The following is a 16,603-nucleotide window of genomic DNA, read 5'->3' on the forward strand; positions in this document are numbered from 1 at the left end:
GGAAGCGCGCCCCGCTGCCGCCGCGCTCCGCCCTGGCGCCGCTGGCCATGGTGGCCGCAGGCTGCATCATCGGCTTCCCCTGGCTGACCTCCATCGCCATGCGCAGCCTGCCGGCCGCCCACGGCGCCGTGCTGGTCGGCATCCTGCCGCTGGCCACCGCCGTCTTCGGCGCCCTGCTGGCCGGCGAAAAACCGTCGGCCGGCTTCTGGATCATGGCCAGTGTGGGCTCGGCGCTGGTGATCGGCTTTGCGCTGGGCCAGAGCGGCGGCAGCCTGCAGCCGGCCGACCTGGCCATCTTCCTGGCCGTGCTGCTGGCCGCCATGGGCTACGCCGCCGGCGGCCGCCTGTCGCAGACGCTGGGCGGGCAACAGACCATCTGCTGGGCGCTGCTGCTCTCGGCGCCGGTGCTGCTGCCGCTGGTGGGCTGGCTGTGCTGGCAGGACGCCCCGCGGCTGGCCGCCGCCAGCCCCGCCGCCTGGACCGGCTTCGCCTACGTCTGCGTGTTCTCGATGTTCATCGGATTCTTCTTCTGGTACCGCGGCATGGCGCTGGGCGGCGTGGCGCGGGTCGGCCAGGTGCAGCTGGTCCAGCCCTTCCTGTCGCTGCTCGGCGCGGCCCTGGTCCTGGGCGAAACGCTGGCCTGGCCCACTGTCGTTTTTGCAATCGCCGTCATCGCCGTGGTGGGTGCCGGCCGCAAAATGCAGGTAAAACGGGGCGAAAACCGTAGACTATCTTGATTTCGCCGCGTTTGCGGGCAGCCCCTGCCGCTGACGTACAATATCGGTCTTGAACCTGCTTTTCCCACTTACTCTTTGGATAACCACATGTCTGTCTACGAAAAACTCAAAGCGCTCGATATCACCCTCGCCGCACCCGCCACCCCGGCGGCGGCCTACGTCATGTACGCCCAAACCGGCAACCTGGTGTTCCTGTCGGGTCATATCGCCAAGCGCGCCGACGGCAGCGTGTGGGTCGGCCAGCTGGGCAAGAACATCGACACCGCCGAGGGCAAGGCCGCCGCGCGCGCCATCGCGGTCGACCTGATGGGCACCCTGCAAGCGGCCGTCGGCGGCGACCTGACCCGCGTCAAGCGCATCGTCAAGGTCATGAGCCTGGTGAACTCCACCCCTGAATTTACCGAACAGCACCTGGTCACCAACGGCGCCTCCGAGCTGCTGGGCGAAGTCTTCGGCGAAGCCGGCAAGCACGCCCGCTCGGCCTTTGGTGTCGCACAAATCCCGCTTGGCGCCTGCGTCGAAATCGAACTGATCGCGGAAGTCGCGTAAGCGGGCGGCTTCTTACCCGAAGCCGTTCCTTTTATAAGAGCACGCCACAAGCGAGCTTGATGAACAACCGGCAGCGCCGGTTACCTTTAGTGAGACATGTATGAAAATCGAAAACCCCAATCCGATCCAGTGGCGCTTCTCCGAACGCGCCGACCAGCTGCAATCGTCCTTCATCCGCGAGATCCTCAAGATCACCCAGCAGCCGGAGATCATCTCCTTCGCCGGCGGCCTGCCGTCGCCGCTGACCTTCCCGGTCGACGAGATGAAAGCCGCCTTCGACAAGGTGCTGAGCGAGAACGGCAAGGTCGCCCTGCAATACGGCCCGACCGACGGCTACCTGCCGCTGCGCCAGTGGATCGCCGATTCGCTCTCCACCAACGGCGCGAAAATCGTGCCGGAACAGGTGCTGATGACCTCCGGCTCCCAGCAAGCGCTGGACCTGCTGGGCAAGGTGCTGATCGACGAAGGCAGCCGCGTGCTGGTCGAGACCCCGTCCTACCTGGGCGCGCTGCAGGCGTTCTCGGTCTACCGTCCTGAATTCAAATCCGTCGCCACCGACGAACATGGCCTGGTGCCGTCGTCGCTGGACGCCGTCGCCCAGGGCGCGCGCCTGCTGTACGCGCTGCCGAACTTCCAGAACCCGACCGGCCGCACGCTGTCCGTCGAGCGCCGCCTGGAGCTGGTGGAAACCTGCGCCCGCCTCGGCCTGCCGCTGATCGAGGACGATCCGTACGGCGCCTTGAGCTACAAGGGCGACCCGCTGCCGAAGATGGTGGCGATGAACCCGGAAGGCGTGATCTACATGGGCTCCTTCTCCAAGGTGCTGACCCCCGGCATCCGCCTGGGCTACGTGGTCGCCCCGCTGCCGCTGGTGCGCCGCCTGGAGCTGGCCAAGCAGGCCGCCGACCTGCACACCTCGCAGCTGACCCAGATGGTCGTGCACGAAGTGATCAAGGACGGCTTCCTGGGCCGCCACATCCCGAAAATCCGCGCCCTGTACGGCGACCAGTGCCAGGTCATGCTGGACGCGATGGCCCAGCACTTCCCGGCCGGCGTCGAGTGGACCAAGCCGGAAGGCGGCATGTTCATCTGGGTCACGCTGCCCAAGCACATCGACGCCATGAAGCTGCTGGACGAAGCCATCGCCCAGAAGGTCGCCTTCGTGCCAGGTTCGCCGTTCTACGCCAACGAGCCTGAAACCAACACGCTGCGCCTGTCCTTCGTCACTGTGGCGCCGGACCGCATCCGCACCGGTATCGAGATCCTCGGCAAGCTGATCGCCGCCAAGATCTGATCCGTCCCGCCATGTGTGGGCGGCCGCGCGCCGCCCACAAATACAACAAAGCCGCCGCGACTTTATCACCAAAAGTCACGCCCGCCGGCCAAAGCCATAACATCCCATCAACATTAAGTAAGCCACCAGCATGCTGGCGTGGCATCGCCGCCAATTCCGAAGACTTCCTCAAAAAACTGCCCATGATTTTTCACATGGCGGCGGGCCGACGCGTTATGATTTGAACGAATAGTCACTTTCCTGTCAGGCCACCCCTTGTTCAACCCAGTCAACTATCCTCTTCTCGCCACGCGGCGCGACGCCGCGATACTCATAGTGGACGACGCGCCGGAGAACCTGAGCGCGCTGCGCAAGCTGATGGTCCAGCAAGGCTACCAGACCTTTGTCGCCACCTCGGGCGAACGGGCGCTGAAGATCGCCCGCCGGGTCCATCCCGACCTGATCCTGCTCGACGTGGTCATGCCCGGCATGGACGGTTTCGAGACCTGCCGCCAGCTCAAGAGCCACGCCGCCACCCAGCGCATCCCGGTCATCTTCATGAGCGCGCGCACCGAGACCGAGGACGTGGTGGCCGGCTTCGACATCGGCGCGGTGGACTACATCAGCAAGCCGCTGCGCATGGCCGAGGTGAACGCCCGCGTGCGCACGCAGCTCAACATCCGCAGCCGCAGCGAGACCCAGGAAGAGCAGGCCGAGCGCCTGCGCACCATCGTCAACAACATGGCCGAGGGCCTGCTGATCATCGAGGCGGACGGCCGCATCCAGTTCACCAACCCGGCCTGCGACAAATACCTGGGCTACCAGGAAAACGAACTGGCCGGCAGCTCCATCGCCGACCTGCTCAACCCCCTGGTGGCGCAGGAATACCTGGACTACTTCGACCGCTACGCCGCCGCGCCGGAGACGGCGCACAGCCACGGCACGCGCGAGGTGATCATCCGCCACCGCAACGGCAGCTCGGTGTGCATGGACCTGACCCTGACCCCGATGTACCTGCGCCAGCCGCTGTTCATCGGCCTGCTGCACGACATCACCCACCACAAGCAGTCGGAGGACGCGCTGCAGCGCGCCGCCATGGTCGACCCGCTGACCAAGATCGCCAACCGCCGCCACTTCGACACCTTCCTGGAAAAGGAATGGCAGCGCGCCATGCGCAGCGGCCTGCCCTTGTCGCTGGTGGTGCTCGATGTCGACCACTTCAAGCTGTACAACGACACCCTGGGCCACCCGGCCGGCGACGCCTGCCTGCAGCAGGTGGCGCAGGCCATCGCCTCGCACGCGCTGCGCCCGACCGACCTGGCGGCGCGCTACGGTGGCGAGGAATTCGTGCTGCTGTTCGCCGAAACCGACAGCGATTCGGCCCACCTGCTGACCGAATCGATCCGCACCCACGTCGAATCGCTGCAGATCCCGCACCCGCGCTCGACCACCTCCCCATGGCTGACGGTGAGCATCGGCGTGGCCACCATCCGGCCGCACCAGCTGGACAACATCGAATCGCTGTTCGTCGCCGCCGACCGCGCCATGTACGTGGCCAAGGAAGGCGGCCGCAATCAGGTGCAGGCCACCACCACCGGCAGCGCCGCGATGGAGGCCGTCAAGGCGCTGGTGATGCGCTAGCGGCGGCAGTGCGTGACAATTGAATAGTGTTTCCAATTGGAAATATTGCTATCATGGCGTACCGCTCACCCACTCCACCGATAGCGCATGACCGACGACTACAGTTCCGACACCCACACCACCGGCCTGCTGACCGCAGGCGGCTCCACCACCGGGAACTTCGAAACGATCTTCGATCAGGACAGTTTCAAGATCACGCTGCGGGCCGGCACCACCTATCTCTTCAAGATGAGCGGCGCGCCCGATGGCGGCGGCACCTTGTCCAGTTATGACCGCTCGTCGCTGGAGCTGCTGAACCAGGCGGGAAGCACGCAGAGCCTGCTGGACGTCGGCCTGTTCAAGGGGGCGACGCTCAAGCAGTACACCCCCGCTGCCAGCGGCACCTACTATCTGCTGGCCAGCTCCTGGCTGTACACCGGCAGCTACACCTTGTCGGCCACCTCGCCGTCGGCCGACGATTATCCGGCCAGCGCCGCCACGCCCGGCGTCATCGACGTCGACGCCCCTGCCCGTGGTACGTTCGAACGGGCCAAGGACGTCGACTGGTTCCGGTTCCACGCCGAAGCGGGCCAGCACTACCGGGTTGATGTCATCAGGGACGGCAACAGACAGGAAGGCTCGGCGACGGTCTATGACGGCAACGGCGACATGATTGCCAAGGATTTCACTTACAAGCCGTTTGAACCCGCCAGCACCGGCGACTACTACGTTGCGCTGAGCGCCAGCTCCGTCGGCGCCTATACCGCCACGGTGCGCGTGCTGACCGACGACTACAGCGCCAACGACAGTGTGCCCGGACAGCTCGCGGCGGGCGGCACGGCCACCGGTGCGCTGCAGTACGACGAGGACGTCGACCGTTTTAAACTGGACATGGTCGAGGGACGGTTCTACACCATCACGCTCAAGCCATCCACTGAGCAGGGATCGGAACGCTTCATGAGCCTGGAATTGCTGGCCCCGGGCCCGGCCGGCGGCAGCGCGAAATTCGCCCATATCGACGGCAGCGGCACGCCCCTCTCGCTGACGGTCAAGGCCACGGGCACACATAGCTACTGGGTTGATGTCGCCGGCCGCGCCGAAAACAGGCCCGGCCCCGTCCCCTACACGCTGACGGCCAGCGCCGCCCCGGACGACTACGCCGACGACCGGGACAGCGCCGCCGCGCTGCCGGTGGGCGCCGTCATGAGCGGCACGCTGCAGACCGGGACCGACGTCGACGTGGTGAAGTTGGCGCTGACGGCTGGCGTCTCCTATGCGTTCACGATGCCGCCGAACCCCTCGTCCGACGTGCGCGTCCAGCTATATGGGGCCGATGGCAGCGTGGTCCATGGCAGCAGCAACAGCCCAGGCTCCGCATCGTTCGGCTACACGCCGGACAGCAGCGGCACCTACTATCTGGCGATGAGCGACTGGTATAACCGCGGGGCGAATACGGCAACCGACATCCGCTACAGCATCGCGACCGCCCGCATCGACAACGACGTCAGCGCGAATACGGACACCACGGCCAGGCTGGCCGCGGACGGCAGCTACCAGGGAAAGCTGAACCAGAGCGGCGGCGACCGCGACTGGGTGGCACTGGACATGGCGGCCGGCACCACCTACGTGGTCACGCTCGATGGCCAGTACGCCACCCAGTTGAGCCTCAAGGATGCCGCGGGAAACCAGTTGGCCCTGCCGACGCCACAGACCCATGGACTGCCCTCCAAGATGCTGTACTACACCGCCGCCGACAGCGGCCGCTACTACATCGAAGTGGCGGCGGGCGACCGCGAAGCGGGGACGGCCTACCGGCTGAACATGACCAGCTTCGTCGACGACTATGGCAACGATACGGCCCATGCCGGCGAACTCGCCTTCGGCAGCACCGTCGCGGGCGCGTTGGAGCTCGCCAGCGATGTGGACGTGTTCCACATCACGCTGCACGCGGACGAATTTTTTTCAATTGACTTCAGCTCGCAACAACCGGGCGGCAGTCCCGGGCAGCGCGCCAACGGCAATGGCCCCACGCTGCAAATTGTCGACAGCGCGGGCAAGGCGCTACTGCCCTTCAACAGCGTCGAGGGCCAGCAAGCCCCCCACCCGACATATATGTCCACGACCTACGGCGAGTACTACGTCAAGGTCCTCAACACCGGCGACGCGCCCGCGCCAGCGAGCTACACGCTGGTCCCGACGCTGCTGCATGCCGGCGACGACATCGGCAGCGGCCCGGCGCATTCCAGTGCACTGGCCCTCGGCCAACTGCTCACGAGCGCGGTCGACAACGCGTTCGACGCGGATACGTACAAGATCCACGTCGGCGGCAGCGGCGCCTTCACTGTCGCCCTGGGCGCGGCCGCCGGCGCGGTGAAGCTGGAAGTGATCGACAGCGACGGCAGCTTGCTGGCGCCTGCAGCACCGGCGCCCGGCCAGGGCGGCGATGACACCGGCCACACGACGGCCACCTACGCCGCGCGCGCCGCCGGCGACTATTACCTGACGCTGACGTCCCCGCTGGGCCATGCGGTGCCTGTCGACTACTGGCTCCTGGCCACGTTCGCCTGGGACGACGTCACCGCGCCGCTGCTGCGCACCACGTCCATCGCCAACGGCGCCACCGGCGTTGCGCTCCGTCCCAAACTCACGCTGACGTTCAACGAAACGATCGCGGCCGGCACCGGCCCGACGCTGACCGACGACCACGGCGTCACCGTAACCGCGCCCGGCGACGAGGCATTGTTCAGCGTCAGCGGCAACACGCTACAGCTCAACCCACACGTCCTCCTGCATCCGGGCACGACCTACACGCTGGCGCTACCGCAGGGCAGCGTGCTGGACCTCGCAGGCAACCGGTATGCCGGCCCGGCCAGCTACCACACCAGCTTCACCACGGTGAAGCCCGCACAGACCGGCAGCAGCGGCAACGACCTGTTCGTCGGCAGCGCCACCGGCAATCACATCGATGGCGGCGCCGGCATCGATACGGTGTTCTACGACGACAGCCAGGGCCCGCTGGACATCTCGCTGCAGCAAGGCCAGGCCGCCGTGTCGCTGCATGGCGCCGACACCGGCGACACCCTCGCCGGCATCGAGCGCCTGCTGTTTCCCGATCATGCGCTGGCGCTCGATATCGATGGCCATGGCGGCCAAGCCTACCGGATGTACCAGGCCGCGTTCAACCGCGCGCCGGATCTCGGGGGCCTCGGTTACTGGATCAAGGCGATGGACGACGGCATCTCGCTGGAGCAGGTCGCGCGTAGCTTCCTCTTCAGCAAAGAGTTCGAGCACCTGTATGGCGCCGGCCCGAGCGATCACGACTTCGTCACCAGCCTGTACAACAACGTCCTGCACCGCGCGCCGGACCCGGGCGGCTTCGCATACTGGATAGACGCCCTGCACCATGGCACTGACCGGGCAGTCGTGCTGAACGGCTTCAGCGAGAGCGCCGAGAATCAGGCGGCGCTGCTGCCGATCATCGGCCAGGGCTTCCCCTACCTGTTTGCGGGCTAAGGCTTTTTCTCGGGCGCGACGATGCGCCGATCCGGCCATGTCCGCGCAGGGCCTTGAGCCCGGGCGGCACGCTGGCCGCCAGCGCCAGCAGCGAAAACAGGATCACGCCCCAGCCGCCCAGGTCCTGGAACAGCGCCCCGGCGCCGACCGTCCCCAGCGCCACGGCGGCAAACGTCACCACCACCGATTGCGACAGCAGCGAGCCATCGCGGTCGCGCGCCGAGATAAAGCTGTTCAGTATCGCCATGATGGTATAGAAGGCCGCGTTCAACACCAGCTGCGCGACGAAGAAGGCCGCCACGCCGCGCGCCATGAAGAAGCCGGCCACCGACGCCGACATCACCGCCAGCGCCGCCATCACCGTCAGGCCGCGCCGCGCCGCCAGCGCCGGGATGGCCGGCACCACCGCGCCGAAGAACCCCAGCAGCGACGACAGCGACAGCAGCATGCCAATGGCCGGCAGCGACAGTCCGATGCGCTCCCCCTGCAGCGCCGACACCGCCCACACGCCGGCCTGCACGCTGTAGACGCCGACGAACACACCCCATGCCAGCCACACCTCGCCCCGTCCACGCCGATGGCCGGCATGGACCACCGGCTGCGGCGCCGGCATCAGCACCGGCACCCGCACCGCCGCCAGTCCCAGCACCGCGGCCAGCAGCGCCAGGCCGTACCAGATGCCGCTGCCCGCCGCCACGCCCGGCAGCAGCGTCAGTAAAGTGAACACCCCCGCCACCGCCAGCCCGGAAAGCAGCAGCACCACGCCCCACAGGCGCTCCGCATCGCGATGGCATGCCAGGCAGATGCCGACCATGACGATCATCTGCGCCTCGCAGAAGCCGGCAGCGAAGCGCGCCGTCGCGAACGCCGGCGCCGACACCGTCAACGCCGACAGCACCTGGCTCCACACCAGCAGTACAAGCGCGCCGGCGGTGAGCTGCGACGGCCAGCGCCTGGCCAGCGCCGGCAGCGCGATGCAGCCGGCCAGCATGCCCACCACCTCCGCCCCGGCCAGCATGGTGGCCGCGCCCTCGTCCAGCCGCAGTCGCGCCATCGCGTTCGTCACCAGCAGCGGCATCATGGTGGTGCCGCCAATGCCCAGCGCCCAGCAGCAGGCCAGCACGAAGGTGGGACGGACTTGGCGCGCGGGCCGCGCTGGGGCGATGATCATCTTTCCTCCGAAGTGAGCGGCGGGATTGCACGCTGGAGTCAAGCATACGGCGGCGCCGCGCGGCACAGGGTCCGAAGCGGCCAAAAAGCGACACCGATCCGGCCATTTCCACGCCGGATGCCCCGCGCGCCCGAATCCATACTATGCTGGCTCCATCTATAAAAGGAGCTGCCGTGACGGCGAAATCCCACCATCCCGATTCCGACGCCGACGTGCCGCCCCATGTGATCCGCCAGGTCCTGCAACTGCTGGCCAGCCGCGGCCACTCGCCCGAACGCCTGTGCAAAGGCCTGGGCTTCACGCCCGAGAACCTGTGCGACGCCAGTTTCCGCGTCTCCTACCGCCAAACCAGCCTGCTGGTGAAGCGCGCCATGCAGCGCTGGGGCGACCCGGCCCTCGGCATCGCCACCGGCGCCCGCCAGACCGTGGTCTGTTTCGGCCTGCCCGGCCTGGGCATGCTGACCTGCGCCACGCTGGGCGAGGCCTTTCACTACCTGGTCCGCCACCAGCGCGCCGCCGGCGCCCTCACCGTCAATGAACTCGGCATCCTCGACGAACATCACTTCGTCGCCGAAGTCACCACCCGCTTCCACGATCCTGAAATGGAGCCCTTCTTCATCGAGGAGATTTTCGTCAGCAGCGTGGAGGTGTCGCGCGCGCTGGTCGGCTCGCACTTCCGCCCGGCGCGGCTGGAGCTGCGCTATCCGCGCCCGGCCTACGCCAGCGCCTACAACGAATACTTCCGCTGTCCGGTCACGTTCAACGCGCCGATGAACCGGCTGATCTGCGACATGGCCTGGTTCCACTGCCCGCTGCCCACCCACGACCGCTACATGCAGGCCACGCTGCAAGCGCAGATCGACAAGCTGCTGGACGTGGACCAGCCGCGCAACGACCTGGTGGAATCGATCATGAACCTGCTGCGGGTCTCGATCGACGAAGTGCCCGGCCTGGCCGCCATCGGCGCGGCGCTCAACCTCAGCGAACGCACGCTGCGGCGTCGCCTGTCGGACCTGAACACGAGCTACCAGCGCCTGGTGGACCAGGTGCGCTACGAATGCGCCCTCGACCTGCTCAAGCGCAGCGACATGCCGCTGGTGGATGTCGCCATGGCGACCGGCTTCACCGACGCGCGCAACTTCCGCCGCGCCTTCAAGCGCTGGTCCGGCATGCTGCCGAACCAGGTGCGCCAGGGCGCGGCGGCACCGCGCCCCAACGCCTGGGCTTAGGCCTTCAGGACAATTCCCACTTCCCTTCGTTGGAAACCACCAGCCCGCGCTTGCGCAGCGATTCCATGTAGCGCGCGTGGCCGCGCACGCCCTTCTTGCGGAACAGCGGTATCAGGCGAGGCAGGAAGTTCGGCGCCAGCATCGCCAGCCGCACCGACCATGACTCGCTCAAGCGCGGATAACGCTCCAGGCAAGGGTTGTCCAGCATGCGCATCACCTGGCGCGCCACGTCCGCCGGCTGCTGCGGCGGGTCCATGAACTGCAGCGTGTTGCCGCCTTCGACCGCCTCGCGCATCAGCATCGGCGTCTCCGTGGCTGAAGGCAGCACGCTGCCGACATGCACGCCGTGCCGCTCGCGGTCCATGCCCAGGCACAGCATGGCCCCGCGCAGCCCGAACTTGGTGGCCGAATAGACGCCCGTCTCCGGCAGCGGGAATATCCCGCCCAGCGACACGGTGTTGATCACGCGGCCATCGCCGCTGCGCTGCAGGGCCGCAAAGGCCAGCCGCGTCAGCACGATGGGCGACAGCAGGTTGATGTTCAACTCCCCCAGGATATGCTCGACCGAACGCTCCTCGAAATGGCCGGTGCCGGTGATGGCGGCGTTGTTGACCAGGATGTCCAGCCGCCCGTAGCGCGCCTGCACGAAGTCCAGCAACGCGGGCAGCTTGCTGAAATCGGACAGGTCGACCGCCACGCCGACCGCCGCCGGTCCCAGCTCGGCGGTGGCGCGGTCCAGCGCTTCCTGGTTGTAGTCGGCCAGCACGCAGATGATGCCACGCTCGATGAAGCCGCGGCAGATCTCGCGGCCGATGCCGCCGGCGCCGCCGGTGATGAGAGCGATCCGGCCGCTCTTCGATGTATTAGCCATGTGTGTTCCTCTCAGATGGTACCGGTGCCGGTGCCGCCGGCCGCGCCGAGCTGCATCCAGATGGTCTTGGTCTCGGTGTACTGGTCGTGCGCCATCAGCGATTTTTCGCGCCCGCCGAAACCGGATTCCTTGTAGCCGCCGAACGGCACGCCGGTATCGCCCTCGGAGAAGCAGTTGACCGACACGGTGCCGGCCCGTATCGCCCGCGCCACGCCATGCGCCGCATCCAGGTTGCTGGTGTAGACCGACGAAGCCAGGCCGTAGTTGGTGTCGTTGGCCATCGCCACGCCCTCGGCCAGCGTGTCGAAGTCCAGCACCGACAGCACCGGCCCGAAGATCTCCTCGCGGGCGATGTTCATCGACGGCTGCACATGATCGAAAATCGTCGGCTCCACGAAGCTGCCTCCGGAATCGCGCCGCACCTGCGCGCCGCCGTGCACCAGCGCCGCACCCTGCGCCTTGCCGCCGTCGATGTAGGCCAGCACGCGCTGCATGTGGCCAGGCTCGATCAGCGCGCCCACCCGCGTGGCCGGATCGAGCGGATCGCCGACCCGCCACTCGTCGAACGCCCCCTTGACCAGCTCCAGCAGCTCCTCCTTGCGCGAACGGTGCACGATCAGCCGCGAACCCGCGCTGCAGTTCTCGCCCTGGCAGAACAGCGCCCCGGTAGCCACCTGCTGGGCCACGCGTGGCAAATCGGCGGCATCGGCCAGCACCAGCGCAGGGCTCTTGCCTCCGCATTCCAGCACCACCCGTTTCAGGTTCGACTCCGCCGAATACTTCAGGAACAGCCGCCCCACCTCGCCCGAGCCGGTGAAGCTGATGCAGTCGATATCGCGGTGCCGGCCCATCGCCTGCCCCACCGTCTCGCCGTAGCCCGGCACGATATTGAGCACGCCCTCCGGCACGCCGGCCTCCAGCGCCAGGCGGCCCAGCATCAGCGCCGTCAGCGACGTCTGCTCGGCGGGCTTGATCACCATCGAATTGCCGCTGGCAAGCGCCGGGCCGATCTTCCAGCCGGCCAGGTACAGCGGAAAATTCCACGGCAGGACCGCGCCCACCACGCCGATTGGCTCGCGCACGATCATCGCCACCACATCGGGCGCGGTCGGCGCCATCTGGTCGTACAGCTTGTCGGCCGCCTCGGCGTGCCAGCGCAGGCTCTCGATCATGTCCGGCAGGTCGGCCGCCAGCGCATCGCGTATCGGCTTGCCCGAGTCCAGGCTCTCCATCACCGCCAGCGTCTCCAGGTTGGCCTCCACCAGGTCGGCCAATCGCAGCAGCACCTTCTTGCGGTGCTTGGGAGAAGCGCCCGACCAGTGTCCGCGCTCGAAGGCCTGTCGCGCCGCGCTGACCGCATCGTCCACTTCCACCGCGCCACAGCGGGCGATGCCGGCCAGCCGCCGCCCGTTGGCGGGATTGACGGAGTCGAACTCCTCGGCCGAGACGGCATTGACGAAGCGGCCGCCGATCAGCGCGCGGGTTTCAAAGTCCAGCTGCGCGGCTTGCTGCTGGTAGTACTGCAAAGTCTTGTCCATGTGTGGGTTCCTCACGCGGCCACGCGCAGCGCCGGCGACGCTTGCGCGGTGGCGCCGGTGCGCAGATGGTCGTAATAGGTTTCGCTCAGCTCCGGCCAACCCATCTTCCGGCGCAAGCGCTTCAGGTAGGACTTGAGCGCATGCGCCTCCAGGTACACCTCGTGCCGCTGCGACTTGACGAATTTCAGGCCACCCGACAGGTCCGGGTCATCCTTGGCGATCAGCGCATCGAACCGGCTGGCGCCACCCGGGTTGTCCAGCTGGTCGCGCAGGTAGGCCGCGATCATGAAGGCCTCCGTGTCGAACAGCTTGTAGGCGCTGGAATTGGTCTCGACATAGCCGATGCCGAACAGGTTGCGGTGGTCGCGGCTGAACATCGACAGGTAAAGCTGGGGCCTGCCGCCGCGCCATTCGAAGTATTCGGCCGCGTATTTGCAGCTCCACTTGTAGCCGGTGGCGTAGATCACCAGGTCCAGCTTCTCGCGGCTGCCGTCCTTGAAGACCACCTCGTCGCCGTCGTAGCTGGCCACGTCCGGCTTGACGGCGATATTGCCGTGCTGGAGATTGTGCAGCAGCTGGGAGTTGAGCAAAGGATGGCTCTCGAACAGGCGGTGGTCCGGCTTGGGCAGGCCGAAGCGGGTCAGGTCGCCGGTGAACATCTTCAACAAAAGGCTCATGATCGGGCGCGCAATCCACATCGGCAGCTGTGGGCCACTCTCGCCCACCTGGTCCGCCGGCAGGCCAAACAAATGCTTGGGAATGAAGTGGTAACCACGCCGCATGCTGATAAAAGCCTTGTCGGCGCGCGCCGCCGCGTCGCAGGCGATGTCCGCACCCGAGTTGCCCGCGCCGACGATCATCACCCGCTTGCCGGCGAATTCGTCGCTGCTTTTGTAGGTGACGGAGTGGCGGATCTCGCCGTTGAAGTGGCCCTTCACGTCCGGCATATTGGGATCCCAGTTGCAGCCGGTGGCGCAGATCACCGCGCGATAACGCCGGCAGCTGCCGTCGCCCAGCGTCACCAGCCACTTGCCGCCATCCTCCTTCTTCACGTTCTGCACCGCCGTGTTGAAGCGGATCGCGCCGCGCAGGTCGAAGGCGTCGGCATAGCTGCGCACATAGCTCAGTATCTGCTGGTTGGTGGGATAGTCCGGAAAAGACTTCGGCATCGGAAACCCGATAAAGCCCGACAGGTCGCGCGACGAGATGAAGTGCGCCGATTCGTAGATCGGACTACCGGGATTGCTCATGTCCCAGATACCCCCCACGTCCGAATGACGCTCGAACTGCTCGTACGCCAGCTTCATGCCCTTCAACGCCCGCGCCGCCGACAGGCCGCCCGGCCCCGCTCCCACCACGCACACCGCGTCGCCGCACTCGATAATTTTATCCGTCTGTTGGTCAGCCATTTCTATCTCCCGTTTTATGAAAAGCCAGGATTCATTGTGCAAACAAAGCCGCCGCCGCACGGGGGCCAAAAGGACAGACAGGGAGCAATTCCGGCCAAGGCGGCCGCTTGGGCGCACTTACAACGGTGGGGCCGCCTTGGCCATGCCGGCATCCCCGGCTGTCCGATCCAGCCCCCTTCGCCGTTGTTCGCGCGTCTACAGTCCATTCGCAAGGCAGCAAAAAAAACATAACCATCGAACCGGGAGATATCGTGAAGACACCAGCAGCAAAGCCCCCCTCCAAGCGCATGCGCACCCTCGCGCACAGCATCGCCATCGCCTTCGCCGGCGGCGCGGCGCTCACCGCCAATGCAGCCAACGACGACATACAGAAAGTGGTCGTCACCGCGCAATCTCGCTCGCAGTCGGCGCAGGAAGTGCCGATCTCGATGGAGGTCATATCGGCCAAGGACATCCAGAACCTGGGCGCCAAGAACCTCGGTGATCTGAACGGCTACCTGCCCGGCCTGCAGGTGGACTCCACCCAGGCCACGCAACCGGTGTTCGGCATACGCGGCGTGCAGCCGGGCGACTTCGGCATCGGCACCGATACGCCGGTCGGCATTTACGTGGATGGCGTCTACACAGGCAAGACCGGCGGCGCGCTGATGAACTTCATCGACATCCAGCGCGTGGAAGTGCTGAAAGGGCCGCAGGGCACCCTGTTTGGCCGCAACAGCGCGGCCGGCGCGATCTCCGTTGTCACCAATGAGCCGGACAGCAGCTTTGACATGGCCGGCCACGTCAAGGTGGGCAACTACAGCCGCGCCAACATGGATGCGATGATCAACATGCCGCTCGGCCAGGACACGGCCGCGCGCCTGGTGGTGGTACGCGCCGCCAGCGACGGGTGGGTGCGCAACAGCGCCACCGGCACCCGCACCGGCGGCGACAACTCGTGGGCAACGCGGCTGTCGCTGAAGCAGAAGATCAAGAACGCCACGCTCAATCTCTCCTGGGAACACGAGCAGCTGCGCCAGCACGGCTGGCCGGCATTCGGCGTGGTCAAGGACCCCACGCTGCCGCAGGGCGGCTACACCGGCGTCTATGACGCGGCGTACGTCGCCAACTTCGTCGATCCGCGCAAGGCGCCGCTGGAGAACGACACCGACGGCGCCGAGCGGCGCGTGTTCGACGGCGTGACGCTGCGCGCCGAGCTGCCGCTGGGTGGCGTGACGCTGCGTTCAACCACCGCCTTCCGCACCTTCTCCTCGTCCAACCTGACCGACAACGACGGCACCAGCCGCGCCGACTTCCACCTGGCCACCGACGACCACAAGAACGCCTACAACTGGCAGCAGGAATTCAAACTGTCCGGGAAGACCGATAAGCTGGACTGGATCGCCGGCGTGAGCTTCTACGACAACCGCGAGCGTCAGACCGCGTCCGCCAACGTCAACACCGCCACGCTGGACACCATCAGCCAGATGCAGGGCGGCGCCGCCGATTTCGCCACGCTGTTCGGCGGCCTGGCGCAGGCCGGCGTGCCGGGCGTCGACGGCTCGTCGAATTTCACGTGGGGCGAACACACCTACAACAAGCTGCATAGCCGCGCGGTGTCGATCTACGAAGACATCATCTGGCACGCCTCGCCGTCCACCAACCTGACCGCCGGCGTGCGCTGGAGCCGCGACCGCAAGACCATGCAGTGGTACGTGCCCGCACGCCAGTCGCCGGAGCTCGACCGCCTGCTCAACACCTATGGCCCCGCCGCCGGAATGGATGCCTCGGCCCTGCCGGCCAACGTGGTGTTCAGCGCGGCCGGGCAGCTGGCCGCCGCGCCGGTCAGCGCCTCGCACAGCTGGAGCGACTGGAGTCCGCGCGTAGTGGTCGATCATAAAGTGAGCGGCGACCTGCTGCTGTTTGCCTCGCTGTCGCAAGGCTACCAGGCGGGCGGCTTCAATGTCTTCACCCCGCCGAATCCCTCGTCGGCCGATGCCAAGGCGCGCGACCCGAGCTTCGCGCCCGAGAAGATGACCAACCTGGAGCTGGGCTTCAAACTCTACGTCCCGAGCATCAAGGCCACGCTGAACGGCTCCCTGTTCGCCTACCGCTTCAAGAACCTGCAAGACATCAAGCTAGGCGGCAGCGGCGCCATCTCGACCTACAACATCGTCAGCAGCGACCAGCAGGCCAAGGGTCTGGACCTCGATGGCCGCATCCGCATCGCGCCCGGCCTCACGCTGTTCGCCGGCCTGGAACTGATCGACCAGACCTACCATCGCTACCAGACCACCGGCGACGGCGGCGCGCCGCTGAACCTCTCCGGACAGCCGGTCGGCACGCCCGTCTTCAGCGGCATGGCCGGCATGAACGGCAGTTGGGAAGCGCCCGGCGGCAGGATCAGCGCGACGCTGCAAGGCAGCTACCGCAGCAAAACGCGCTGCAACGACGACACGCGCGCGCTGCAATGCATGAACGCACCGGCCTTCCGCACCGGAGAAGCCGGCAGCAAGGCCGACCTGCGCCTGGCATGGGATCACGCCAACGGCAAATTCGGCGTGGCGCTGTTGGTCAACAACCTGTTCGACAAGCGCTACGTCTACAATCTCGATGGCCAGACCAAGACGCTCGGCATGCCGTACGCCAGCATCACCGCGCCACGCGCGATCGGATTGGAATTGAGGGGCAGCCTGTAAAGGACGGCGGGCGCG

Annotated in this window: 11 protein-coding genes; 7 read left to right on the forward strand and 4 right to left on the reverse strand. The window is 66.7% G+C overall.

Going from position 1 to position 16,603, the window contains the following annotated elements; genetic code table 11:
* The 5 genes from GTP90_RS03015 to GTP90_RS03035 form a co-directional block, all read left to right on the forward strand.
* Positions 1-737, forward strand: a 737-nt coding sequence (locus tag GTP90_RS03015; RefSeq protein WP_161082108.1) for a DMT family transporter, incomplete at its 5' end; no start/stop codon positions are given.
* Positions 738-824: 87 nt separating this feature from the next.
* On the forward strand, positions 825-1,286 hold the full coding sequence (locus GTP90_RS03020) for a RidA family protein (RefSeq protein WP_117013612.1): 462 nt from the start codon (positions 825-827) through the stop codon (positions 1,284-1,286).
* A gap of 100 nt (positions 1,287-1,386) precedes the next feature.
* Positions 1,387-2,580 carry an aminotransferase-like domain-containing protein gene (locus GTP90_RS03025; protein ID WP_161082109.1) on the forward strand — a complete coding sequence of 398 codons (1,194 nt, stop codon included), beginning with the start codon at positions 1,387-1,389 and terminating at the stop codon, positions 2,578-2,580.
* 255 nt (positions 2,581-2,835) lie between these two features.
* The gene (locus GTP90_RS03030) at positions 2,836-4,200 is read left to right on the forward strand and encodes a diguanylate cyclase domain-containing protein (protein WP_175047959.1); all 1,365 of its coding nucleotides are present in this window, start codon (positions 2,836-2,838) and stop codon (positions 4,198-4,200) included.
* 87 nt (positions 4,201-4,287) lie between these two features.
* The gene (locus GTP90_RS03035; protein WP_161082110.1) at positions 4,288-7,692 is read left to right on the forward strand and encodes a DUF4214 domain-containing protein; all 3,405 of its coding nucleotides are present in this window, start codon (positions 4,288-4,290) and stop codon (positions 7,690-7,692) included.
* Here GTP90_RS03035 and GTP90_RS03040 read toward each other — a convergent pair.
* Positions 7,655-8,863, reverse strand: a complete 1,209-nt coding sequence (locus GTP90_RS03040) for an MFS transporter (RefSeq protein ID WP_161082111.1) — start codon at positions 8,861-8,863, stop codon at positions 7,655-7,657. The two genes, GTP90_RS03035 and GTP90_RS03040, sit on opposite strands and share 38 nt — an antisense overlap.
* 173 nt (positions 8,864-9,036) lie before the next feature.
* On the opposite strand from GTP90_RS03040, the gene GTP90_RS03045 reads away from it, so the two are divergent.
* Complete coding sequence (locus tag GTP90_RS03045; protein WP_161082112.1) at positions 9,037-10,092, forward strand: AraC family transcriptional regulator; 1,056 nt, start codon at positions 9,037-9,039, stop codon at positions 10,090-10,092.
* A 4-nt stretch (positions 10,093-10,096) separates the two neighbouring features.
* On the opposite strand, the gene GTP90_RS03050 is transcribed toward GTP90_RS03045, so the two are convergent.
* The 3 genes from GTP90_RS03050 to GTP90_RS03060 are packed head-to-tail and all read right to left on the reverse strand — an operon-like array spanning position 10,097 to position 13,910.
* The gene (locus GTP90_RS03050) at positions 10,097-10,963 is read right to left on the reverse strand and encodes an SDR family NAD(P)-dependent oxidoreductase (RefSeq protein ID WP_161082113.1); all 867 of its coding nucleotides are present in this window, start codon (positions 10,961-10,963) and stop codon (positions 10,097-10,099) included.
* Between the two features lie 11 nt (positions 10,964-10,974).
* The gene (locus GTP90_RS03055) at positions 10,975-12,501 is read right to left on the reverse strand and encodes an aldehyde dehydrogenase (RefSeq protein ID WP_161082114.1); all 1,527 of its coding nucleotides are present in this window, start codon (positions 12,499-12,501) and stop codon (positions 10,975-10,977) included.
* A gap of 11 nt (positions 12,502-12,512) precedes the next feature.
* Entirely contained in the window at positions 12,513-13,910 is a 1,398-nt protein-coding gene (locus tag GTP90_RS03060; protein WP_161082115.1) for a flavin-containing monooxygenase, read from the reverse strand.
* 251 nt (positions 13,911-14,161) lie between these two features.
* Here GTP90_RS03060 and GTP90_RS03065 point away from each other — a divergent pair, with 251 nt between their 5' ends.
* A complete protein-coding gene (locus GTP90_RS03065; RefSeq protein ID WP_371875011.1) occupies positions 14,162-16,588 on the forward strand; it encodes a TonB-dependent receptor in 2,427 nt (808 codons plus the stop codon).
* Positions 16,589-16,603 lie beyond the last annotated feature (15 nt).

Source organism: Duganella vulcania (assembly GCF_009857655.1).
In the GTDB taxonomy this organism is placed as follows: Bacteria; Pseudomonadota; Gammaproteobacteria; order Burkholderiales; family Burkholderiaceae_D; genus Rugamonas; species Rugamonas vulcania.